Genomic DNA, 15,944 nt, shown 5'->3' with positions numbered 1-15,944 from the left:
GTATCGAACTATGACTCATCCACCTCTCCGCCGTCAAACTGCTTTCCGGCCGATCAGGCCGGTTCCTCACCGCGTTCCAGCCGCCCGATCAGGTCACGGGTCCACGCCGCCTCACCCGCCGCCTGCGCCGCGCGCAGGGCGAACAGCTCTGCCACGTTCCTTGGACGCTTTCCCTCCTGGGCCGTGGCCACGATCCGCGCCCGCTCGTCCTCCAGGGCGCGCACCCGCTCCTTGAGCAGCGCGATCACCTCCCCCTCGGGCAGCGCGGGGAGCAGCACGAGGGCTGCGTTGAGCGGCTCCGGACGCCGATCGGGCACGCTCAGGGCGCTTCTGAGCAGCCCGAGGAACTCCGCCTCGCCCTTCTCATTGATGGCGTAATCGACGCGGCCCGGCCATTCGTGCACCTCGCTGGTGTCCAGCAGACCTTCCTTGGCCAGCTGACGCAGCGCGTGATAGATCGAGCCCGACCTGAGCCCTGCCCATTGCCCGGCCTCCCACGACTCCAGTTCGGAGCCCACCAGGTAGCCGTGCGCCTGACCGTGCAGCCGCACCACACCGAGGACCAGCAGTCGCGTCGCCGACATCGTCTCCCTCACTCGCCGGGGCCCGGCACCCGTCAAGCAATCGCCCTGCCGACCAGGCTAGCGGCCGGTTCGCAGGTGGCCGTTCCGACCCGAGTGGCGGATCATGAGGGCAGGAGGCGGGCCAGCGCGCGGCGGGCGCGGGTGGCGGCCAGCGGGTCGTGGTGCAGTTGTACGGCCTGCGCGGTGGCCAGGGCGACGCCGTTGAGCTCGAAGGCGAGCTGGTCGAGGTCGGTGTCGCGGGGGAACTCACCGGAGTCGACGGCGGCGCCGAGCTCGTCCAGGATGTAGGCCGACCATTGGGACAGGGCGGCGATGACGGCGTCCCTGACCGGGCCGGGGCGGTCGTCGAACTCGGTGGCGACCGAGGTGAGGAAGCAGCCTCTGTGGTCGTCGGCCATGTAGTCGAACCACTCGCCGAACGCGCCCGCCAGCCGTTCGGCGCCCGGCCGCGCGCCCACCACCCGCGCGGGCACCCGCCGGATGAACCTGTCGACGGCGGCGTCGAGGACGGCCAGTTGCAGGGCCTCCTTGGTACCGAAGTGGCCGATCACTCCGGCCTTGCTCATGCCCAGCTCGCCGGCCAGGCGGCCGATCGTGACACCTTCCAGGCCGTCGGCCGACGCCGAGGCCAGGGCGCACTCGATGATGCGGGTGCGGGTGGCGGCCGTTTCGATGACGGACTTGCGCGGGCTCATGGTCCGAGCATAACCTACCGATCGTTCGCCAAAAACATACGAACGTTCGTAATATAAAGGAGTTTGCCGTCATGCGAACCCACCACCTCAACTGCGGATCGGTGCGAGAGATCGAGGCCACCTACGACGGACCGGCGCCCGCACACGCGGTCAACCACTGCCTGCTGATCGAGACCGACACCGACGGCCTGGTGCTGGCCGAGACCGGTCTCGGCCTGGACGACGTGCGCGACCCCGCAGGCACCCTGGGCGCCGACTGGGTCGAGATGGCCCAGCCCGTACTCGACGAGCAGGAGACCGCCGTCCGGCAGATCGAACGCCTGGGCTACTCCCCCGCCGACGTGCGGCACATCATCGTCACTCACCTGGACGTGGACCACTGCGGCGGCCTGCCCGACTTCCCCCACGCCCGAGTCCACGTCATGGCCGCCGAACTCGACGCCGCGCTGGCCGAGGCGCCCAGCTTCCGCTACCGCCCGGCGCACTGGGCGCACGGCCCGCACTGGGTCACCTACACCGTCACCCGGCCCGCCGAGCAGTGGTTCGGGTTCGACGCCCTGCCCGCGCAGGGGCTCTCGGACATCCTGCTGGTCCCGCTCGGCGGCCACACCCACGGCCACACCGGGGTGGCGGTCCGGGACGGCGACCGCTGGCTGCTGCACGCGGGCGACGCCTACTACTACCACCGCGAAATCCAGCCCAACCCGCACCCGCACCCGCTGCTCGACTTCGTCCAGACCACCTCGGAGGTGCACCACGACCTGCGCCTGGGCACCCACGCCCGGCTGCGGGAACTGGTGCGCGACCACGGCGACCAGGTCAGCGTCTTCAGCGCCCACGACCCGTGGGAACTGGCCCGCTTCGCCGCCTGACTCCGGCCAATCGATCACCCGCCCCCGATCCACACGGGAACATCCCAGCGGCTTTTCAGGGGCGGGCATCCGTCACTCGGAGCGAGTCAGCCGGACATATCCGTACGGGTTGGAAACCGTGCTACCCACGGCGGCCCGTACGGCCGAAAACCGTTTGCCGGGCGCGGTGGGTTAAGGGAACGTGGTGTCCATGACGTTCTGACGGACAGCATTCCCGTTACTCCGAGGCCACGGTGCCGACTCGCGCCGTCACGCCGTCCGCCCATGCCCGTTCAGCGAAGAGAGCGTCGTTGTCTCAGCAATACTCCCTGCCAGAGTCCACCCCGGCCAGGGGTTCGGCCACCGTCACCGTGTTCGCCTCCCCCACGAGCTGGATCGAGTCCGATGCCCTCGCGCAGTGCCACCAGGTGGCCGCCCTCGACGGCATGATCCACGTCGCCGGCATGCCGGACCTGCACCCCGGCAAGGGCGCCCCTGTCGGCGCGGCCATGGCGTCGAGCGTGTTGTACCCGTTCCTGGTGGGCTCCGACATCGGGTGCGGCATCGCCGTGTTCCCCATCGCACTCAGGCGCGCCGTACCAGAGAAGCTCGCTGCCCGGTTCCCCGACCTCGACCGCGCGCTGGACCCCGAGCAGGATGCCGACGACCCGGCCTGGGCCGTTGTGGAGGGCGATATCCCCGCCGGTCACACCGAGGGTCTCGGGACGGTCGGCCGGGGTAACCACTTCGTCGAGCTGGCGCGGATCGAGACCGTCTTCGAGCCGGACCACGCGAGCCGTCTCGGGATCGCCGCCGACGATCTCGTTCTCGTCGTCCACAGTGGTTCCCGGGGGCTGGGCGAGCGGATCCTGCGGGGGCACACCGCGGTCCACGGCGCGGGCCCCACCCCTGACCCCGGCTCCTACCTGGCGATGCATGACGACGCCGTACGTTGGGGATCGCTCAACCGGCGGCTGATGGCCGCCCGGGTCGCCCATGCCCTGGGGGCCGAGCCCACCGAGCCGATCGTCGACCTGTGCCACAACCTGGTCGAGATCCGCGACGGGCACTACCTGCATCGCAAGGGGGCGGCACCGGGTGACGGCCGCGACGTGCTCATCGCCGGTACGCGAGGCACCCCTTCCTACCTCGTGGCCGCCCACGCCGGGCCGGATGCCGGCCATTCCGTGGCGCACGGCGCGGGCCGCAAGATGTCACGCGCCGACGCCCTGCGCCGGGGCCGGGCCAAGCACACGGTCGAGGAACTGCGCCGTACACCGGTGGGGTCGCTGGTGGTGTGCGGCGACCGCCAACTGCTCTTCGAGGAGGCGCCGACGGCGTACAAGCGCATCGAGCAAGTGATCGCCGACCTCGTCGACCACGACCTGGCCACGCCCGTGGCCACCACGGTCCCCCTGGTCACCTACAAGACGCCCACCCTCGGGTCCACGCCCCAGCAGGATCGCCGGGACAACCGCCGCAGGCAGGGCCGGCGGTGAGCGTCCACCTGCTCCTGTCGGCCGGGCGTGGACCGCAGGAGTGTGCCTGGGCGCTGGCCCGGCTGCTGCGCCGCCTGGAAGCCGACGCCGCCCGGCAGAATCTGGAGACCCATCGGGCCCAGAGCGTTCCCGGTGCACGACCCGACACCTACCGATCGGTCGTGGTCCAGATTGCGGGGGCCGGCGCCGAGGCGTTCGCCGCCTCGTGGACCGGAACTCTGTGCTGGCAGGCCCCCAGCCCCTACCGGCCCACCACCGGCCGCAAGAACTGGTACGTCATCGCCCAACCGTGCCAGGTCGACACCCCGCGCACGACGTTCTCGGAAGCGGACGTCGACATCGTCGCCTGCCGCACCGGCGGCCCCGGCGGTCAACACCGAGACAAGGCCAGCACGGCGGCACGGGCAACCCACCGCCCCTCGGGAATCGTGGTCGTGGTCGACACCGAGCGGCAGTTCGACCTCAACCGCCGCATCGCCATACGACTGCTACGCCAGCGCATCGAACAGGGCGACGAAGCGGCGGCGCGCACCGTCACCACCGCCCGCTGGCACATCCACGATGAACTCGTACGCGGCAACCCCACCCGCGTCGAACGTCCGGAGACCTCGGAACAGGACCTGGCCCCGCAGGAGCGGGCGCGCCGGCGACGGCGGTAGTCCGTACGGCCGCGCCCGCCGCGGTAACCGGATCGCACCCGCGCCGAGAGTGGGCGCGAGCCTGCGTCGCCTTCGTCCTCAACCTGTGGCAGTCGAGCTAGGCGCGATGGTTCTCGATCGTACGGTCGCCGGTCCGGACGTCGTCCGGCGACGCCTTGACGAACTTGCGCATCCGGACCAGCGGAACGGGTGTGCCGCCGGCAGGGTCCTCGATGTGCTCGATCGGCACGTACCCGGCGGCCTCGTACAGCGCCAGACCCGACAAAGTCGACATGAGCTCAAGCGAGGCGAACCCCTCGGCAGCGGCGGCGGCCTCACACAAGGAAAGGATCAGCCGGCCGACTCCCTGACGGGTGAAGCCGGGATGGGTGTACATCGCCCGGACCTTGGCCGGGTCCCGGGCGGGATCCAGCAGCGCCGGGTCCCGGCCCTGGGAGTGATCGCCGCCGTAGAGCGTCGCCCGGCGACTCCAGCCGCCGCAGCCGGCCACCTGCCCGTCCAGCTCGACCACGAAATAGGTGCCATCGTCGATGAGCTGCGTATCGATGCCCATGATCGACCGACTCGCTTCGATCTGCGCGTCGTCGAGGAACCCCTTCTGCAACTCGCCTATGGCGGCCGCGATCAAGGGCAGGAGCGTTGGGATGTCCTCGCGGCTAGCGAGACGGTTGGTCAAAGCCATGGTTCCCCAGTGTGCGACCCCGTCAAGCCGTGATCAACCATCGCTGCCTTCAGGTCCGGGCGACCGGTGCATTGCACCGTTCGCCGCGCCAAAGACAAGCGAGCGCCGACGACGGCTTGCCACCCGTCACATTCGAGCGTCACATAAGCGAGAAGAAGACAGCCGCACCGGCCCTGCGGAGAGCCGGTGCGGCAGATTTCAGAAGATCGCCAAGGGACTGCAGCGTCTCACCCACCGCCGTCGCACCGGCCTCAATGAGCGTGTCCCTCGTGCTCGCCGACGTTGTCCGCCCGGGCCGGTAGGAGCAGGGCGGTGACGACCACGGCCACGGACAGCACCGCGCCGATGACGAAGGCCAGCCGCATGCCGTCGAGGCTGGCAACTGCGTCGGCGACTCCCGCGGACTTCAGGGCATCGGCTCGCGTGCTCATCACGGTGATCACGAGCGCGGTGCCGATGGCCGCGGCGACCTGCTGCAGCGTGCTGAGGATCGAGCTGCCGTGGGAGTAGAGGTGCGGGGGAACCGCTCCGAGCCCGAGGGTGAACACCGGGGTGAAGGTCGCGGCCAGACTCACCATCAGCAGCGCGTGCAGACCGAGGAGCTGCCAGTACGGCATGGTCATCGTGATCTGGGTGAAGCCGGCGAGGGAGAGCATGATCCCGATCGCGCCGGGGATGACCAGAACCCGGCCGCCGAACCGGTCGAACAGGCGGCCGACGGTCGGACCGAGCAGTCCCATCGCCAGGCCGCCCGGCATCACGAGGAGTCCGGTCTGCAGGGCGCTGAGTTCGCGGATGTTCTGCAGGTACAGGGGCAGCAACATCATCGAGCCGAGCATCGCCATGAAGGAAACCGACATGAGGATCAGTGCGACCGTGTAGGTGCGGTGGCGCAGGGTACGCAGGTCCATCAGGGGCACGCCGCGCTTCTGCAACGACAGCTGACGGACGACGAAGACGGCGATAGCGATCAGGCCGGCCGCCACGATGCCGAGGGCGACGCGGACGTCACCGCTCTCGAACCGGCTGAGCCCGTAGACCAGGCCGCCGAAGCCGGCCGCGGCGGTCACCACGCTGAACCAGTCGACGGTGCCGGACCTGGGCTCGCCGATGTTCTTCAGCTGCTTCAGGCCGCGCCAAGCGATCACGGCGGCGATGGGGAACACCACGGCGAACAGCAGGCGCCAGGACCCGAATTGCAGGATCACGCCGGAGACCGCCGGGCCCATCGCGGGCGCGACCGAGATGGCCAGCGTGACGTTGCCCATCACCCGGCCCCGGTCTGACCCGGGCACCACCTGCATCAGTGTGGTCATCAGCAGCGGCATCATCACGGCCGTGCCGGACGCCTGGATGATTCGGGCACCCAGCAGCACCTCGAACGACGGCGCGATGGTGGCCAACGCCGTACCGAGCAGGAACATGCTCATCGCGGTGGCGTACGCGTGGCGGGTGGACACCCGTTGCAGGAACCACCCGGTGACCGGGATGACCGCGGCCATGGTCAGCATGAAGGCGGTCGAGAGCCACTGCGCGGTCGACTCGGTGATTTGCAGCGCGGCCATCAACTGCGGCATCGCGTTGATCATGATCGTCTCATTGAGGATGACCACGAAGGTGGCGAGCACCAGCAGCCGGATCACGGCCGGGGTGCGACCTGAGACGGTGGCTGCTGATTTGGCAGGTGAGTCGAGCAGTGGGCTGGACACGGTACCTCGATCGGGGTTATCGGACATGGATCATGGCTGGCGTTCCAGCCTTGGGGTCGCACAAACGGTGTGGTCATGCAAAGACTGACCTACGCCACCGACAAAACTCATCGACCGCGCCCAATATTCGGGCAAATGGTGTTAAATGTCACCTGGTTTTCACCTGCGGACGACGATCTTCAGATCGCGCGCACGAAGGACGCCTGCCTCGGCCCCTGCCTGAAGTGACCCCCGGCTGAGATCCTCCATGGTCGATACCAGAGGGACCGGTGCCCTCACCGTAGAGCGGGCGTCTCTCAGCCGGGCTCGGACACCCGTCGGCTACCGACGATGACGAGAGCGACGATGGCGGCCACCACACTGTCCATAACTGAACTATTGAGTACAGTAATATCTGTCCTGTACAGTTCAGTTCAGTTCGCGAACTTCAGCGAAGGGGGCAGACGTGAACGAGATTTGGGCCGTGGTCCACGCCGAACGCGAGGCACTGATCCGAGACCTGGAGACCCTCCCGACCGAGCGGTGGGCCACACCCTCGCTGTGTCCTGGCTGGGACGTTCACGACGTCGTGGCCCATCTCGCCGATGACGCCAAGACCACCCGCCTGGGCTTCCTACTGCGTCTTGCCGCTGCCCGCTTTGACTTCGACCGCATCAACAACGCGGGAGTCGCCCGGGAGCGTGCCGGCGAACCACAACTCACGCTCGCCTCGTTCCGTACGGCGAGCGGCAGGACCACCAGTGCCCCGGCGCCGAAGGCCACCCGGCTGGTCGAAGCGTTCGTGCACGGAGAAGACATCCGGCGCCCGCTCGGCCTCAGCCGGGACTATCCGGTCGCGCACGTCGCCGCCGCGCTACGTTACCAACTCGGCACCGGCGTGGCGCTCGGCGGAGGCAGAGAACGAGCACATGGACTGCGCTTGATGGCGACCGACGCAAGTATCGACGTCGGCGAAGGTCCGGAGGTGCGCGGCACCGCCCTGGCGCTTCTGCTGGCCGTGTCCGGGAGGGCCGTCGGTTCAGCTGAGCTGACGGGCCCAGGCCTCCCCGTGCTCACCCGAGACGGAGGACTTCACCATGGTTGACACCGGGAGAACGACGCGCGAAACAGCCGCGAGACTGGCTTCTGGCGAGGCCTCAGATTTATTCTGCAGGAGATATCGGTTCCATCCCATGAGACGCTCCTGTTCGTCTTCAGGTCTGCATGGATGCCGGCCTTCATTCATAAGCGCAGGCAGGATTTCCGTGAGCGCAGCGTGACCATCGACTGGTGAGACGATACGCCTCCCAGGCTGAGGGCGTTATCCACGCGCTGTCTGCGTGCAGGCCTGTATCAGGCTCCCCGCAGATGGCTCGCACTACACGGACACGTTTGCCATGGCGGCTCCCCCCTGCCTCGCCAGGGCGGGGGCGCGGGCGATGGCACTCGGATCCATAAACGGCGCCGCCCCTTCACGGGTCGCCTGCGACCGATGCCCATGGAGAAGGTTGACCGACTGGCGAGCGGGATCGTCGACAACTCCACGAGTCGCGTTCTGAACGCAAGAGCCGTGACGCCCACCAGCGACGATCGCAATGTGCTCAGCGCCAGGCTAACGCCGGCCAAGCAAAGAGCGAAGTGCCATGTATAAATACCGATAAACCACCTTTTCGGAGGGGAAAGTATATACCTATTCATATATGGGTATCAATAAAAACTTGTTCCGACTGCTTGGTGGTGGTCGGCCGGCAGGCGGAGCCGTAGGCGGTGACCGCGTCCGCATAGGCCTGGCCGCCGATGTACCGGGTGGCCGAGATCGGCCGCCCCGTGGCGAGGTGTCGTAGATCCACTCGGTTCCGACCATTGGACGGTGCGGCGCCCCAGGTCATCGTAGATGTGGGAGATTTTGGCGTTGTCGTCGTCCATGGACCACAGCAGTCGGCCGGCGGCATCGCAGCCGGGGGAGGATGACCTGCGCGCCTCGATCGCGAGAATGCAAGAGACCCGCACCCTTCGCAGGTGCGGGTCCCCGGCAGAAGTATTCCTAGTGGGCCGCGTCGTACTTCTCCGCGATGTCGGAGGCGATCCGGCCACGCTCACTGACGGGAAGACCGTGTTCCTTCGCCCACTTCCTCATCGCCTTGGACTTTTCGCGGTCGAGTGAGCGACCTGCGCCGCCCCTGCGCCCACGTCCCAGGCGTTCACGTCGAACGGGACGGGCAACGTTGATGTACGGCGCGAGAGCCTTGCGCAGCTTCGCTTCGTTCTTGTCGGACAGATCGATCTCATACTCGCGACCGTCCAACCCGAACCGCGTGGTTCCAGTCGCCTCCTTGCCATCGAGGTCATCTGTATAAGTTTCAACAATCTTCTTGGCCATACGCGTTCTCCAAAGCTCTTACGGGTTCCGGTGACTGTAGCGCTTCGTCGAACCGCGACCCGCCCTTCTTCTCCCGCATGTCTTCTTCTAAACCATACTTATCCCGTACGTGATCATCGCCGCTGGGTACGGCCACACTACGGAGAACAAAAATTCCCCGCAGGCGAAGTGGAATGAGCTGATGACCGTTGTGTCGCTGGGGGTAGATGGGTGGACCGCCGGCTGTCCAGGCCGGGCTCCTCGCTCGCGCGCGTAGCCGCCTTGCGAAAGTCCCGTGTTCCTGATCACTCTTGACTTTCTCGTTACGTCACCTTCTACAGTCGTGAATGAGCCCGCCGGGCGGGGCTGTACGCCGGGAGGCGGCTTCCGGAGAATGGGATCTCCGCCGCAGTCCGAAAAGCGCAGGAAGAGCAGGATGACCTACGACATCGCCGAACCCTACGGGCCGCTCATCACGACGACGTTCCGGCTCATCACCTGGAACGTCTGGGGCAGGTTCGGCCCGTGGGAACGACGCGAGACCGCGATCCGCACCACCCTGGAACGGCACGACCCCGACGTGGTGGGGCTGGTGGAGGCGTGGGACGGGCAGGGCGTACGGCTCGGCCTGCCGTACCACGTGTTCGAGGGCGACTCCGAGGTCGACGGCGTGCGCTCCGGCCTGGCCGTCCTGTCGCGCTGGCCGATCGGCGCGCACGAGTCGCGCAAGCTGTCGGGCGAGGGAGACTCCGGCGGCCGGGTGCTGTACGCCCGCATCGACGGCCCGCGCGGCGCCATCCAGGTCTACGTGGCGGCGCTGACCTGGCGGCTGGAGCACAGCGGCGAGCGCCAGCGGCAGGTGCGCGAGGTGGCCGCCTTCATCGCCGAGACGCAGCGGCGCCGGCACCCGACAGTGCTGTGCGGCGACTTCAACGCCGACCCCGACAGCGACGAGCTGCGCATGCTGACCGGCAAGTCCGTCCCGGCCGTGCCCGGCCTGGTGTTCTATGACGCCTGGACCACCGCCGGAAACGGGCGAGACGAGGGGCACACCTGGGCCGGGGCCAACCCGTGGGCGGCGCCGGCGCTGTGGCCGGACCGCAGGATCGACCACGTCCTGTCCGCCTGGCCGCGCCGGGGCGGCGCGGGCCATCCGGTGCGCTGCGAGGTGATCGGCGATGACCCCGTCGGCGACGTGCTGCCGTCCGACCACTACGGCGTTCTGGCGGACCTGCGCTACTGAGGCGGACGCCGTGCCGTGTCGTCGTGCACCCTGTCCACAGGCTGTGCCCGGTCCGGCGAGATGGAGCGCCGTCTCCGGTTGGGTCTGTGCTGCTGCTAGCGTTGGCGACCTCAGATCCGCACCCTTCTCTCGGTGACCTTGAGAGCCAGGCTGAAGCTCATGCTCCGGTCGCGGGGGAAGGCGCAAGATCTCCGTTGACAGTTGGAGAGTCTTGCCATGGGTGAAATCAAGCGGATCAAGAGCGCGCCGGAATCCGGAGCACTGCGGCTGCTGACCGCGGTCAGTGCGAGCAAGGACGCCGGCAGCAGCCCGACCGGGATCGTCGGACGGAGCCTGGCACGGCAGTTGCTCGCCGCCGGCGATCGCGTGCGCGTGATCGCCGAGTCCGACCAGTTGGCCGGCTGGCCTGACGCGGTCGAACTCGTCGAGGGGTCCATCACCCGGCCGGCGGAGTGCGCCGAGGCCTTCAATGGCGTTGACGGCATCTTCCTCGCCGGTGCCCAGCCGTCGACGGTGCAGGATGCCCTGGCCCTCGCGCTGGCCGCCGGTGTCCGGCGCATCGTGGTGCTGTCCTCGCACGGGCCGGAGTACGAGGAGTCGTATCCGCCGGAGACGTGGTTCTGGCTGGCCATCGAAAAGGCCGTCGAGCGTTCCGGGATCGAATGGACGCACATCCGCCCATCGGCTGTGATGGGATCCATCGTCGAAGGCACCTATCCCGCCACGGGATCCGACTGGCCGGACACCATCAGGGCCGGTCTAGGCGTCCAGGAGGCCTTTCTGGACGAAGGCCACTATCCGTTCATCCACGAAGACGACCTCGCTGCCGTCGCCGTGTCGGCACTGCGCGACGACGAGTACGTCGGAGTCATCCTTGAGGCAGTCGGCATGCCGCTCAGCACACGTTCTCGCGTGCGGAGCATCGCCGAGGCCATCGGCCGCGACATCGCCGCCGCCGAGCTGACGCCCTCCGCCAGCCGTACGAACTGGCGTCGTCGTGGCTGGCCCGACAGCGGCATCGACGTGACCCTGTACGCCCTTGAGGAGTACGGCGCGCAACTGGCCGAACTCACCCGATGGACGCTCGATCAACGGCCTTCCGTGCAGGAGATCATCGGCCGTCCACTCCGCACCTACGACGACTGGGCGATCGAGAACGCAGACCGGTTCCGCTGACTCCTGGCCTACGCCGGCCGTACTGCGAGCAGCGGTCCTGGAGGTCGTTGTGGGTGGTCCCTGCCGCGGTGCGGTAGGGGAGACGCACGTCACATTCGTTCATGTCACATCTTGCCGGGCTGTCCCGTCTGAAAGGTGTAGTCATCGACAACGGCAAGGAGCGCATCATGGATGCTCGCTTGAACCTCTTCGGCAACCCGGTCGCCGCCAAGTTCATGAAGCACATCGTGGCGGCGAGCAAGGTGGTCTCGGACTCGACGCTGCCGGCCGCGACGCAGGAGCTGGTGAAGATCCGCGCCAGTCAGATCAACGGCTGCGGCTTCTGCCTCGACATGCACACCAAGGAAGCCGCGCACGCCGGGGAGACCTCGGTGCGTCTCCACCTGGTCGCGGCCTGGCGGGAGGCCAAGGTGTTCAGCGATGCCGAGCGCGCCGCCCTGGAGCTGACGGAGCAGGGCACCCGCCTCGCCGACGCGGCCGGTGGTGTCACGGACGAGGCCTGGGCGAACGCCGCCAAGCACTACGACGAGGAGCAGCTCGCCGCCTTGGTGGGGCTCATCGCCCTCATCAACGCCTTCAACCGCGCGAACGTCATCGTCCAGCAGCCCGCCGGCGACTACCAGCCCGGCCAGTTCGGGTAATGAGGAACACCTGGCCGTGGCCTCCGGTGCCGTCTCGCGTTTCCACCACGAGTGGGACGGCACCGGCCGACGATCAGATGTAATCCATATCGCCTCGGTACTATATAGATGAAAAACTATATAGTACCGAGGCGATATAGTGTCCAGCGTGGAGATCGAGGTCCTGAGGGCGCTGGCCCATCCCGTACGGCTCGGCATCGTGCGCAGGCTCGCGCGAGAGCCCGACATCTGCGCGTGCGACTTCACCGACGAGTTCGAGGTCAGCCAGCCGACGATCTCCGCACATCTGAAGGTGCTGCGCGAGGCCGGCCTGGTGACCACCCGCCGCGAGGGCACCACGATCTGCTACTCACTCGTTCCGCAAACCCTCGCCGAACTCGCCGCCGGCCTCGACGATCTCACCGGACACACGCTCGTCACCCAGGGCAAGTCGTTCTTGCCGCAGTAGCGTGCGGCCGGCCACCACCACCTCGGGGTTGACGCCGCCTTAGACCGTGACGTAGAGGTTCATTCCGGCGTAGTCGAAGGTGATCGCGCGAGACCTGAGAAACTCGTGGGTGAAGTTGCCGACCGTGTCGAACCCGAACAGGTCGAGCCATGGCCAGGGGCCCACAACGCCCGGGACGTTCCGGCCGACCGCCCGTCCCAGGTTGATCCGGGCCGGCGTGATCGGGTAGGCGGGCATCCCCCCGGGGTTCTGTGGATTGTCGTAGTCGATCTCGACGCCGGCCCGTTCGGCGTTCTCCTCGGTCATCATGATGCCCAGGCCCATGCCGCCGGTGTCGACCGAGGCCACGCGCGGCCCGTAGTCGTTGACGCTGCCCAGGGTGCAGGGCACGTGGTCGGCCGCCACCCACAGCGGCAGGCGGTCCGCGCCCCTGCGCGCGGCCTCGGCCCGGACCCGGCGCGCCTGCGCGGCGGTCTTGCGCCGCAGGACGAGCTCCTGGCGGGCGTAGTCCATGGTGGCGATGAAGTGGTAGAGCAGCGTGGTGCCGATGACGCCGGCCGGTTGGGTGCCGTCCGGCAGGGTGGGCATGCGCAGGTTGTACCAGACCACAGGGACGGTACCCAGCGTGATGTCGTCCAGCCCGAACGACCGCATGACGCCGTGGTAGGTGGTGAGGGTCTGTCCGGCGGGATGGGTGACGCTGGTGGACACCGCGCGCAGACCGGCCTGCTCGGCCGTCGCGGTGGACAGGGCCAGGGTGGCACCGGTGTCGATCAGGAACGTCTGGGGTTCAGCGCCGTTCACCGAGGCCCGGACGCAGGGCAGGGGATCGACGCTGACGAAGGGGAGCCGAGCCTCTTGCGCGCCCTGAAGCCGGTACGGGGCGCCGGTCACGCTCGCGTACTGGTCGGCGAACGCGGCGTCGGTCTGCTTTCCGGTGGCCCGCAGCAGCGGGACCGCGGGTGGCAGGTCGTCTTGGCGGATGTGGCAATCGGCGAGTTGCTGCTTTGCGAAGGCGTCCCCGGGGGCCAGCCGGACGGCCTCGGTCAGGAAGCGTTCAGCCTGCTCGAACCGGTTGGACAGCAACGCGATGCGCCCGCGCTGCGCCAGCGAGTGCGCGTCGGCCGGGTTCTGGCGCAACAGCCGCGCGTATGCCTGGTCGGCCTTGGCGAATCGGCCTGCCTTGAAGAGCTGGTCGGGGTCGCCACCGGGGGACGAGACGGCCATCGCGGATTCGTTCGGCAACAGCGCGAGCATCGTGGCACCGGCCGTCAGGCCCGCCCACGCCAGGAAATTCCGTCGATCTATGGTCACAGCAGCCCATTGAAACTCGGACCCTGTTTCCGCTGCGTTTCCGCTCCGGGTTACGTCCCCCTTGAACGGCGAGTCGCCTGCGACGGCAGAGCGCCATCGCGTGAGGTACGGCGGGCCGCAGAGCAAGAGCCGCCGCGATATGAACCTTCGTAGCCGTCAGACCGACCGAAGTCTTCATCATGCTGAGCCAATTGTGCAATCGCTTGCAGGTTCGCTGTTTTCACCAGAACCGATATTTCCGCCGAAGCAGTCCGAATTTCTTTCTTGCAAAGAAACTGCACATCGAGCGCATTGACTCATCTAACAATCGGTTGCATAAAGGTGTGAAGCTCGCGAGTTCCTTCACTACGCCACCTCCGGTGAGGGACCCGTTCACGCGGGTTCGCGACTCTCCACGATCACAGCGGACAGGTCCGTGCACCGTCCGACGGACAGGTGCGGAGACGGCCGGTCGCCACCAGAAACCGGGAGGCTCCACAGTGCCAAGAAGGAAAGCACTCAGGACCAGCTCGATGCTCGCCGCGCTCGCGGCGGCCATCGCCACCGCGATGTTCGGGGCACTGGTGCTGCTGGGGGTGCCCAGCGCGTCCGCCGCGACGCTGTTCAGCGACGACTTCGAGGACGGCAACGCCACGGGCTGGTCGAGGTCCGGGGGGAGCTGGTCGGTGGTGACCGACGGCTCACGGGCCTACCGGCAGTCCGGCACGAGCGCGGACGCCAGGGCGGTGGCCGGCACCGCGTGGTCGGGACAGTCGGTGCAGGCACGGGTGAAACCGATCGCGTTCAACGGCGGCGGCCGGCATGTCGCGGTCCTGGCCAGAGCCCAGAGCACCAGCAGCTACTACTTCCTCGGGCTGAGCAACGCGGGGTCGGTCGTGCTGGGCAAACAGGCCGGAGGCACGGCGACGACGCTGGCCTCGGCCGCAGCCACGATAACCACGGGCACGTGGTACAGGCTCCGGCTGGAGGCGTTCGGGACGTCGTTACGGGGTTTCGTCAACGACGTGGAGGTCGTCTCGGCCACGGATGCCACCTTCGCCACCGGACGGGCGGGGCTGGCCGGTTACTACGCGAGTGCGTCGTTCGACGACGTGCTGGTGACGGACGTGACCGGGCCGACCCAGCCGCCGACCGACCCCCCGACGACTCCGCCGCCCCCCGGCACCTGCCCCACCTCGGGGTCGCCCACCGGGTTCGCCTCGGTGAACGCCTGGGGGCAGAACGGGACCACGGGAGGCGCGGGCGGGCCCACCGTCGAGGTGGACACGGCCGGTGAGCTGATCGCGGCGATCGGGCAGAACGGGCCGCTGAACATCTGCGTGCGCGGGGTGATCACGGTTCCGGCGGGGATGCACAACGTGACCTCGGACAAGACGGTGGTGGGCATCGGGTCCGGCGCCGGCATCAGCGGCGGCGGTCTCAACATCGGCCTGCCCGCCGACGACGCGATCACCTCTCCCCCGGCCGGCGCCGTGCACAACGTCATCATCCGCAACCTGGCCTTCCGGGGCGCCACCGACGACTCGATCAACGTGCAGATGTTCTCCCACCACGTCTGGCTCGACCACAACGACCTGTGCTGCGGGTACGACGGGCTGATCGACATCAAGCGTGGATCGTCGTACGTCACCGTCTCCTGGAACCACGTGCACAAGCACACCAAGACCATGTTGCTCGGCCACGACGACGGGAACGGCGCGCAGGACACCGGCCGGCTGAAGGTCACCTACCACCACAACTGGTTCGACCAGACGCCGCAGCGCAACCCGCGCGTGCGGTTCGGGGAGCCGGTGCACGTGTTCAACAACTACTACGTCTACAACACCGACACCGGGGTGGCCTGCCAGGCGGGCGGCGGATGCCTGGTCGAGGGCAACTACTTCGAACGGGTCGAGGAGCCGGTGACCAACACGTACGCCGGTCCGGCGGGCAGGTGCGTCGCGCGGGGCAACGTGTTCGTGGACTCCGGCACGCCCGAGTGCAGCGGCAGCGTGCAGGAGGCCGGCACCTACTACAGCTACACGCTGGACGATCCGAACAACGTGAAGGCCATCGTCACCGCGGGCGCCGGGGTCGGGAAGATCGGCACCTGACCTGAGGGGCCC

General features: G+C 68.0%; 15 protein-coding genes. 9 read left to right on the top strand and 6 right to left on the bottom strand.

Annotated features, from left to right (window positions below; translation table 11 throughout):
* Nucleotides 1-53: 53 nt before the first annotated feature.
* Nucleotides 54-584, bottom strand: coding sequence for a PadR family transcriptional regulator (locus MBA17_RS21555; RefSeq protein ID WP_238498322.1), 531 nt, complete (start codon nucleotides 582-584; stop codon nucleotides 54-56).
* 101 nt (nucleotides 585-685) lie between these two features.
* Nucleotides 686-1,279 carry a TetR/AcrR family transcriptional regulator gene (locus MBA17_RS21550; RefSeq protein WP_238498321.1) on the bottom strand — a complete coding sequence of 198 codons (594 nt, stop codon included), beginning with the start codon at nucleotides 1,277-1,279 and terminating at the stop codon, nucleotides 686-688.
* 71 nt (nucleotides 1,280-1,350) lie between these two features.
* On the opposite strand from MBA17_RS21550, the gene MBA17_RS21545 reads away from it, so the two are divergent.
* The 3 genes from MBA17_RS21545 (at nucleotide 1,351) to prfH (ending at nucleotide 4,288) form a co-directional block, all read left to right on the top strand.
* Nucleotides 1,351-2,151 (top strand): MBL fold metallo-hydrolase, encoded by an 801-nt coding sequence (locus MBA17_RS21545; RefSeq protein WP_238498320.1) that lies wholly within the window; start codon nucleotides 1,351-1,353, stop codon nucleotides 2,149-2,151.
* 290 nt (nucleotides 2,152-2,441) lie between these two features.
* Complete coding sequence (locus MBA17_RS21540; protein ID WP_238498319.1) at nucleotides 2,442-3,629, top strand: RNA ligase RtcB family protein; 1,188 nt, start codon at nucleotides 2,442-2,444, stop codon at nucleotides 3,627-3,629.
* The gene (gene prfH / locus MBA17_RS21535; RefSeq protein ID WP_238498318.1) at nucleotides 3,626-4,288 is read left to right on the top strand and encodes a peptide chain release factor H; all 663 of its coding nucleotides are present in this window, start codon (nucleotides 3,626-3,628) and stop codon (nucleotides 4,286-4,288) included. Before MBA17_RS21540 ends, prfH begins: the two co-directional genes overlap by 4 nt.
* A gap of 97 nt (nucleotides 4,289-4,385) precedes the next feature.
* On the opposite strand, the gene MBA17_RS21530 is transcribed toward prfH, so the two are convergent.
* Together MBA17_RS21530 and MBA17_RS21525 are read right to left on the bottom strand one after the other, a co-directional pair.
* Nucleotides 4,386-4,970: a GNAT family N-acetyltransferase gene (locus tag MBA17_RS21530; protein ID WP_238498317.1), complete on the bottom strand. Its 585-nt coding sequence runs from the start codon at nucleotides 4,968-4,970 to the stop codon at nucleotides 4,386-4,388.
* A gap of 251 nt (nucleotides 4,971-5,221) precedes the next feature.
* The gene (locus MBA17_RS21525) at nucleotides 5,222-6,679 is read right to left on the bottom strand and encodes an MDR family MFS transporter (protein ID WP_238498316.1); all 1,458 of its coding nucleotides are present in this window, start codon (nucleotides 6,677-6,679) and stop codon (nucleotides 5,222-5,224) included.
* Nucleotides 6,680-7,124: 445 nt separating this feature from the next.
* Here MBA17_RS21525 and MBA17_RS21520 point away from each other — a divergent pair, with 445 nt between their 5' ends.
* A complete protein-coding gene (locus tag MBA17_RS21520; RefSeq protein WP_238498315.1) occupies nucleotides 7,125-7,763 on the top strand; it encodes a maleylpyruvate isomerase family mycothiol-dependent enzyme in 639 nt (212 codons plus the stop codon).
* A gap of 939 nt (nucleotides 7,764-8,702) precedes the next feature.
* On the opposite strand, the gene MBA17_RS21515 is transcribed toward MBA17_RS21520, so the two are convergent.
* Nucleotides 8,703-9,038, bottom strand: a complete 336-nt coding sequence (locus MBA17_RS21515) for a histone-like nucleoid-structuring protein Lsr2 (RefSeq protein ID WP_238498314.1) — start codon at nucleotides 9,036-9,038, stop codon at nucleotides 8,703-8,705.
* A gap of 415 nt (nucleotides 9,039-9,453) precedes the next feature.
* Between MBA17_RS21515 and MBA17_RS21510 the strand changes: the two genes are divergently transcribed.
* The 4 genes from MBA17_RS21510 (at nucleotide 9,454) to MBA17_RS21495 (ending at nucleotide 12,525) form a co-directional block, all read left to right on the top strand.
* Complete coding sequence (locus MBA17_RS21510; protein ID WP_238498313.1) at nucleotides 9,454-10,260, top strand: endonuclease/exonuclease/phosphatase family protein; 807 nt, start codon at nucleotides 9,454-9,456, stop codon at nucleotides 10,258-10,260.
* 216 nt (nucleotides 10,261-10,476) lie between these two features.
* Entirely contained in the window at nucleotides 10,477-11,436 is a 960-nt protein-coding gene (locus MBA17_RS21505; RefSeq protein ID WP_238498312.1) for an SDR family oxidoreductase, read from the top strand.
* 167 nt (nucleotides 11,437-11,603) lie between these two features.
* Complete coding sequence (locus MBA17_RS21500; RefSeq protein WP_238498311.1) at nucleotides 11,604-12,077, top strand: carboxymuconolactone decarboxylase family protein; 474 nt, start codon at nucleotides 11,604-11,606, stop codon at nucleotides 12,075-12,077.
* 148 nt (nucleotides 12,078-12,225) lie between these two features.
* The gene (locus MBA17_RS21495) at nucleotides 12,226-12,525 is read left to right on the top strand and encodes an ArsR/SmtB family transcription factor (RefSeq protein ID WP_238498310.1); all 300 of its coding nucleotides are present in this window, start codon (nucleotides 12,226-12,228) and stop codon (nucleotides 12,523-12,525) included.
* Nucleotides 12,526-12,564: 39 nt separating this feature from the next.
* On the opposite strand, the gene MBA17_RS21490 is transcribed toward MBA17_RS21495, so the two are convergent.
* The gene (locus tag MBA17_RS21490; protein ID WP_238498309.1) at nucleotides 12,565-13,839 is read right to left on the bottom strand and encodes an aspartyl protease family protein; all 1,275 of its coding nucleotides are present in this window, start codon (nucleotides 13,837-13,839) and stop codon (nucleotides 12,565-12,567) included.
* 512 nt (nucleotides 13,840-14,351) lie between these two features.
* On the opposite strand from MBA17_RS21490, the gene MBA17_RS21485 reads away from it, so the two are divergent.
* The gene (locus MBA17_RS21485; RefSeq protein WP_238498308.1) at nucleotides 14,352-15,932 is read left to right on the top strand and encodes a pectate lyase family protein; all 1,581 of its coding nucleotides are present in this window, start codon (nucleotides 14,352-14,354) and stop codon (nucleotides 15,930-15,932) included.
* The last annotated feature ends 12 nt before the right edge of the window (nucleotides 15,933-15,944 follow it).

It is taken from the genome of Dolomitihabitans soli (assembly GCF_022213955.1).
Lineage (GTDB): Bacteria > Actinomycetota > Actinomycetes > Streptosporangiales > Streptosporangiaceae > Streptosporangium_A > Streptosporangium_A soli.
Note: the sequence above shows the minus strand (reverse complement) of the source record. Positions and strands in the feature narration are given on the sequence as shown.

Excerpts from the sequence above, each read along its gene's own strand:
- MBA17_RS21485 (WP_238498308.1), top strand. The coding sequence starts at position 14,352 with ATGCTCGCCGCGCTCGCGGCGGCCATCGCCACCGCGATGTTCGGGGCA.
- MBA17_RS21545 (WP_238498320.1), top strand. The coding sequence starts at position 1,351 with ATGCGAACCCACCACCTCAACTGCGGATCGGTGCGAGAGATCGAGGCC.
- MBA17_RS21510 (WP_238498313.1), top strand. The coding sequence starts at position 9,454 with ATGACCTACGACATCGCCGAACCCTACGGGCCGCTCATCACGACGACG.
- MBA17_RS21505 (WP_238498312.1), top strand. The coding sequence starts at position 10,477 with ATGGGTGAAATCAAGCGGATCAAGAGCGCGCCGGAATCCGGAGCACTG.
- MBA17_RS21550 (WP_238498321.1), bottom strand. The coding sequence starts at position 1,279 with ATGAGCCCGCGCAAGTCCGTCATCGAAACGGCCGCCACCCGCACCCGC.
- MBA17_RS21500 (WP_238498311.1), top strand. The coding sequence starts at position 11,604 with ATGGATGCTCGCTTGAACCTCTTCGGCAACCCGGTCGCCGCCAAGTTC.
- MBA17_RS21515 (WP_238498314.1), bottom strand. The coding sequence starts at position 9,038 with ATGGCCAAGAAGATTGTTGAAACTTATACAGATGACCTCGATGGCAAG.
- MBA17_RS21555 (WP_238498322.1), bottom strand. The coding sequence starts at position 584 with ATGTCGGCGACGCGACTGCTGGTCCTCGGTGTGGTGCGGCTGCACGGT.
- MBA17_RS21530 (WP_238498317.1), bottom strand. The coding sequence starts at position 4,970 with ATGGCTTTGACCAACCGTCTCGCTAGCCGCGAGGACATCCCAACGCTC.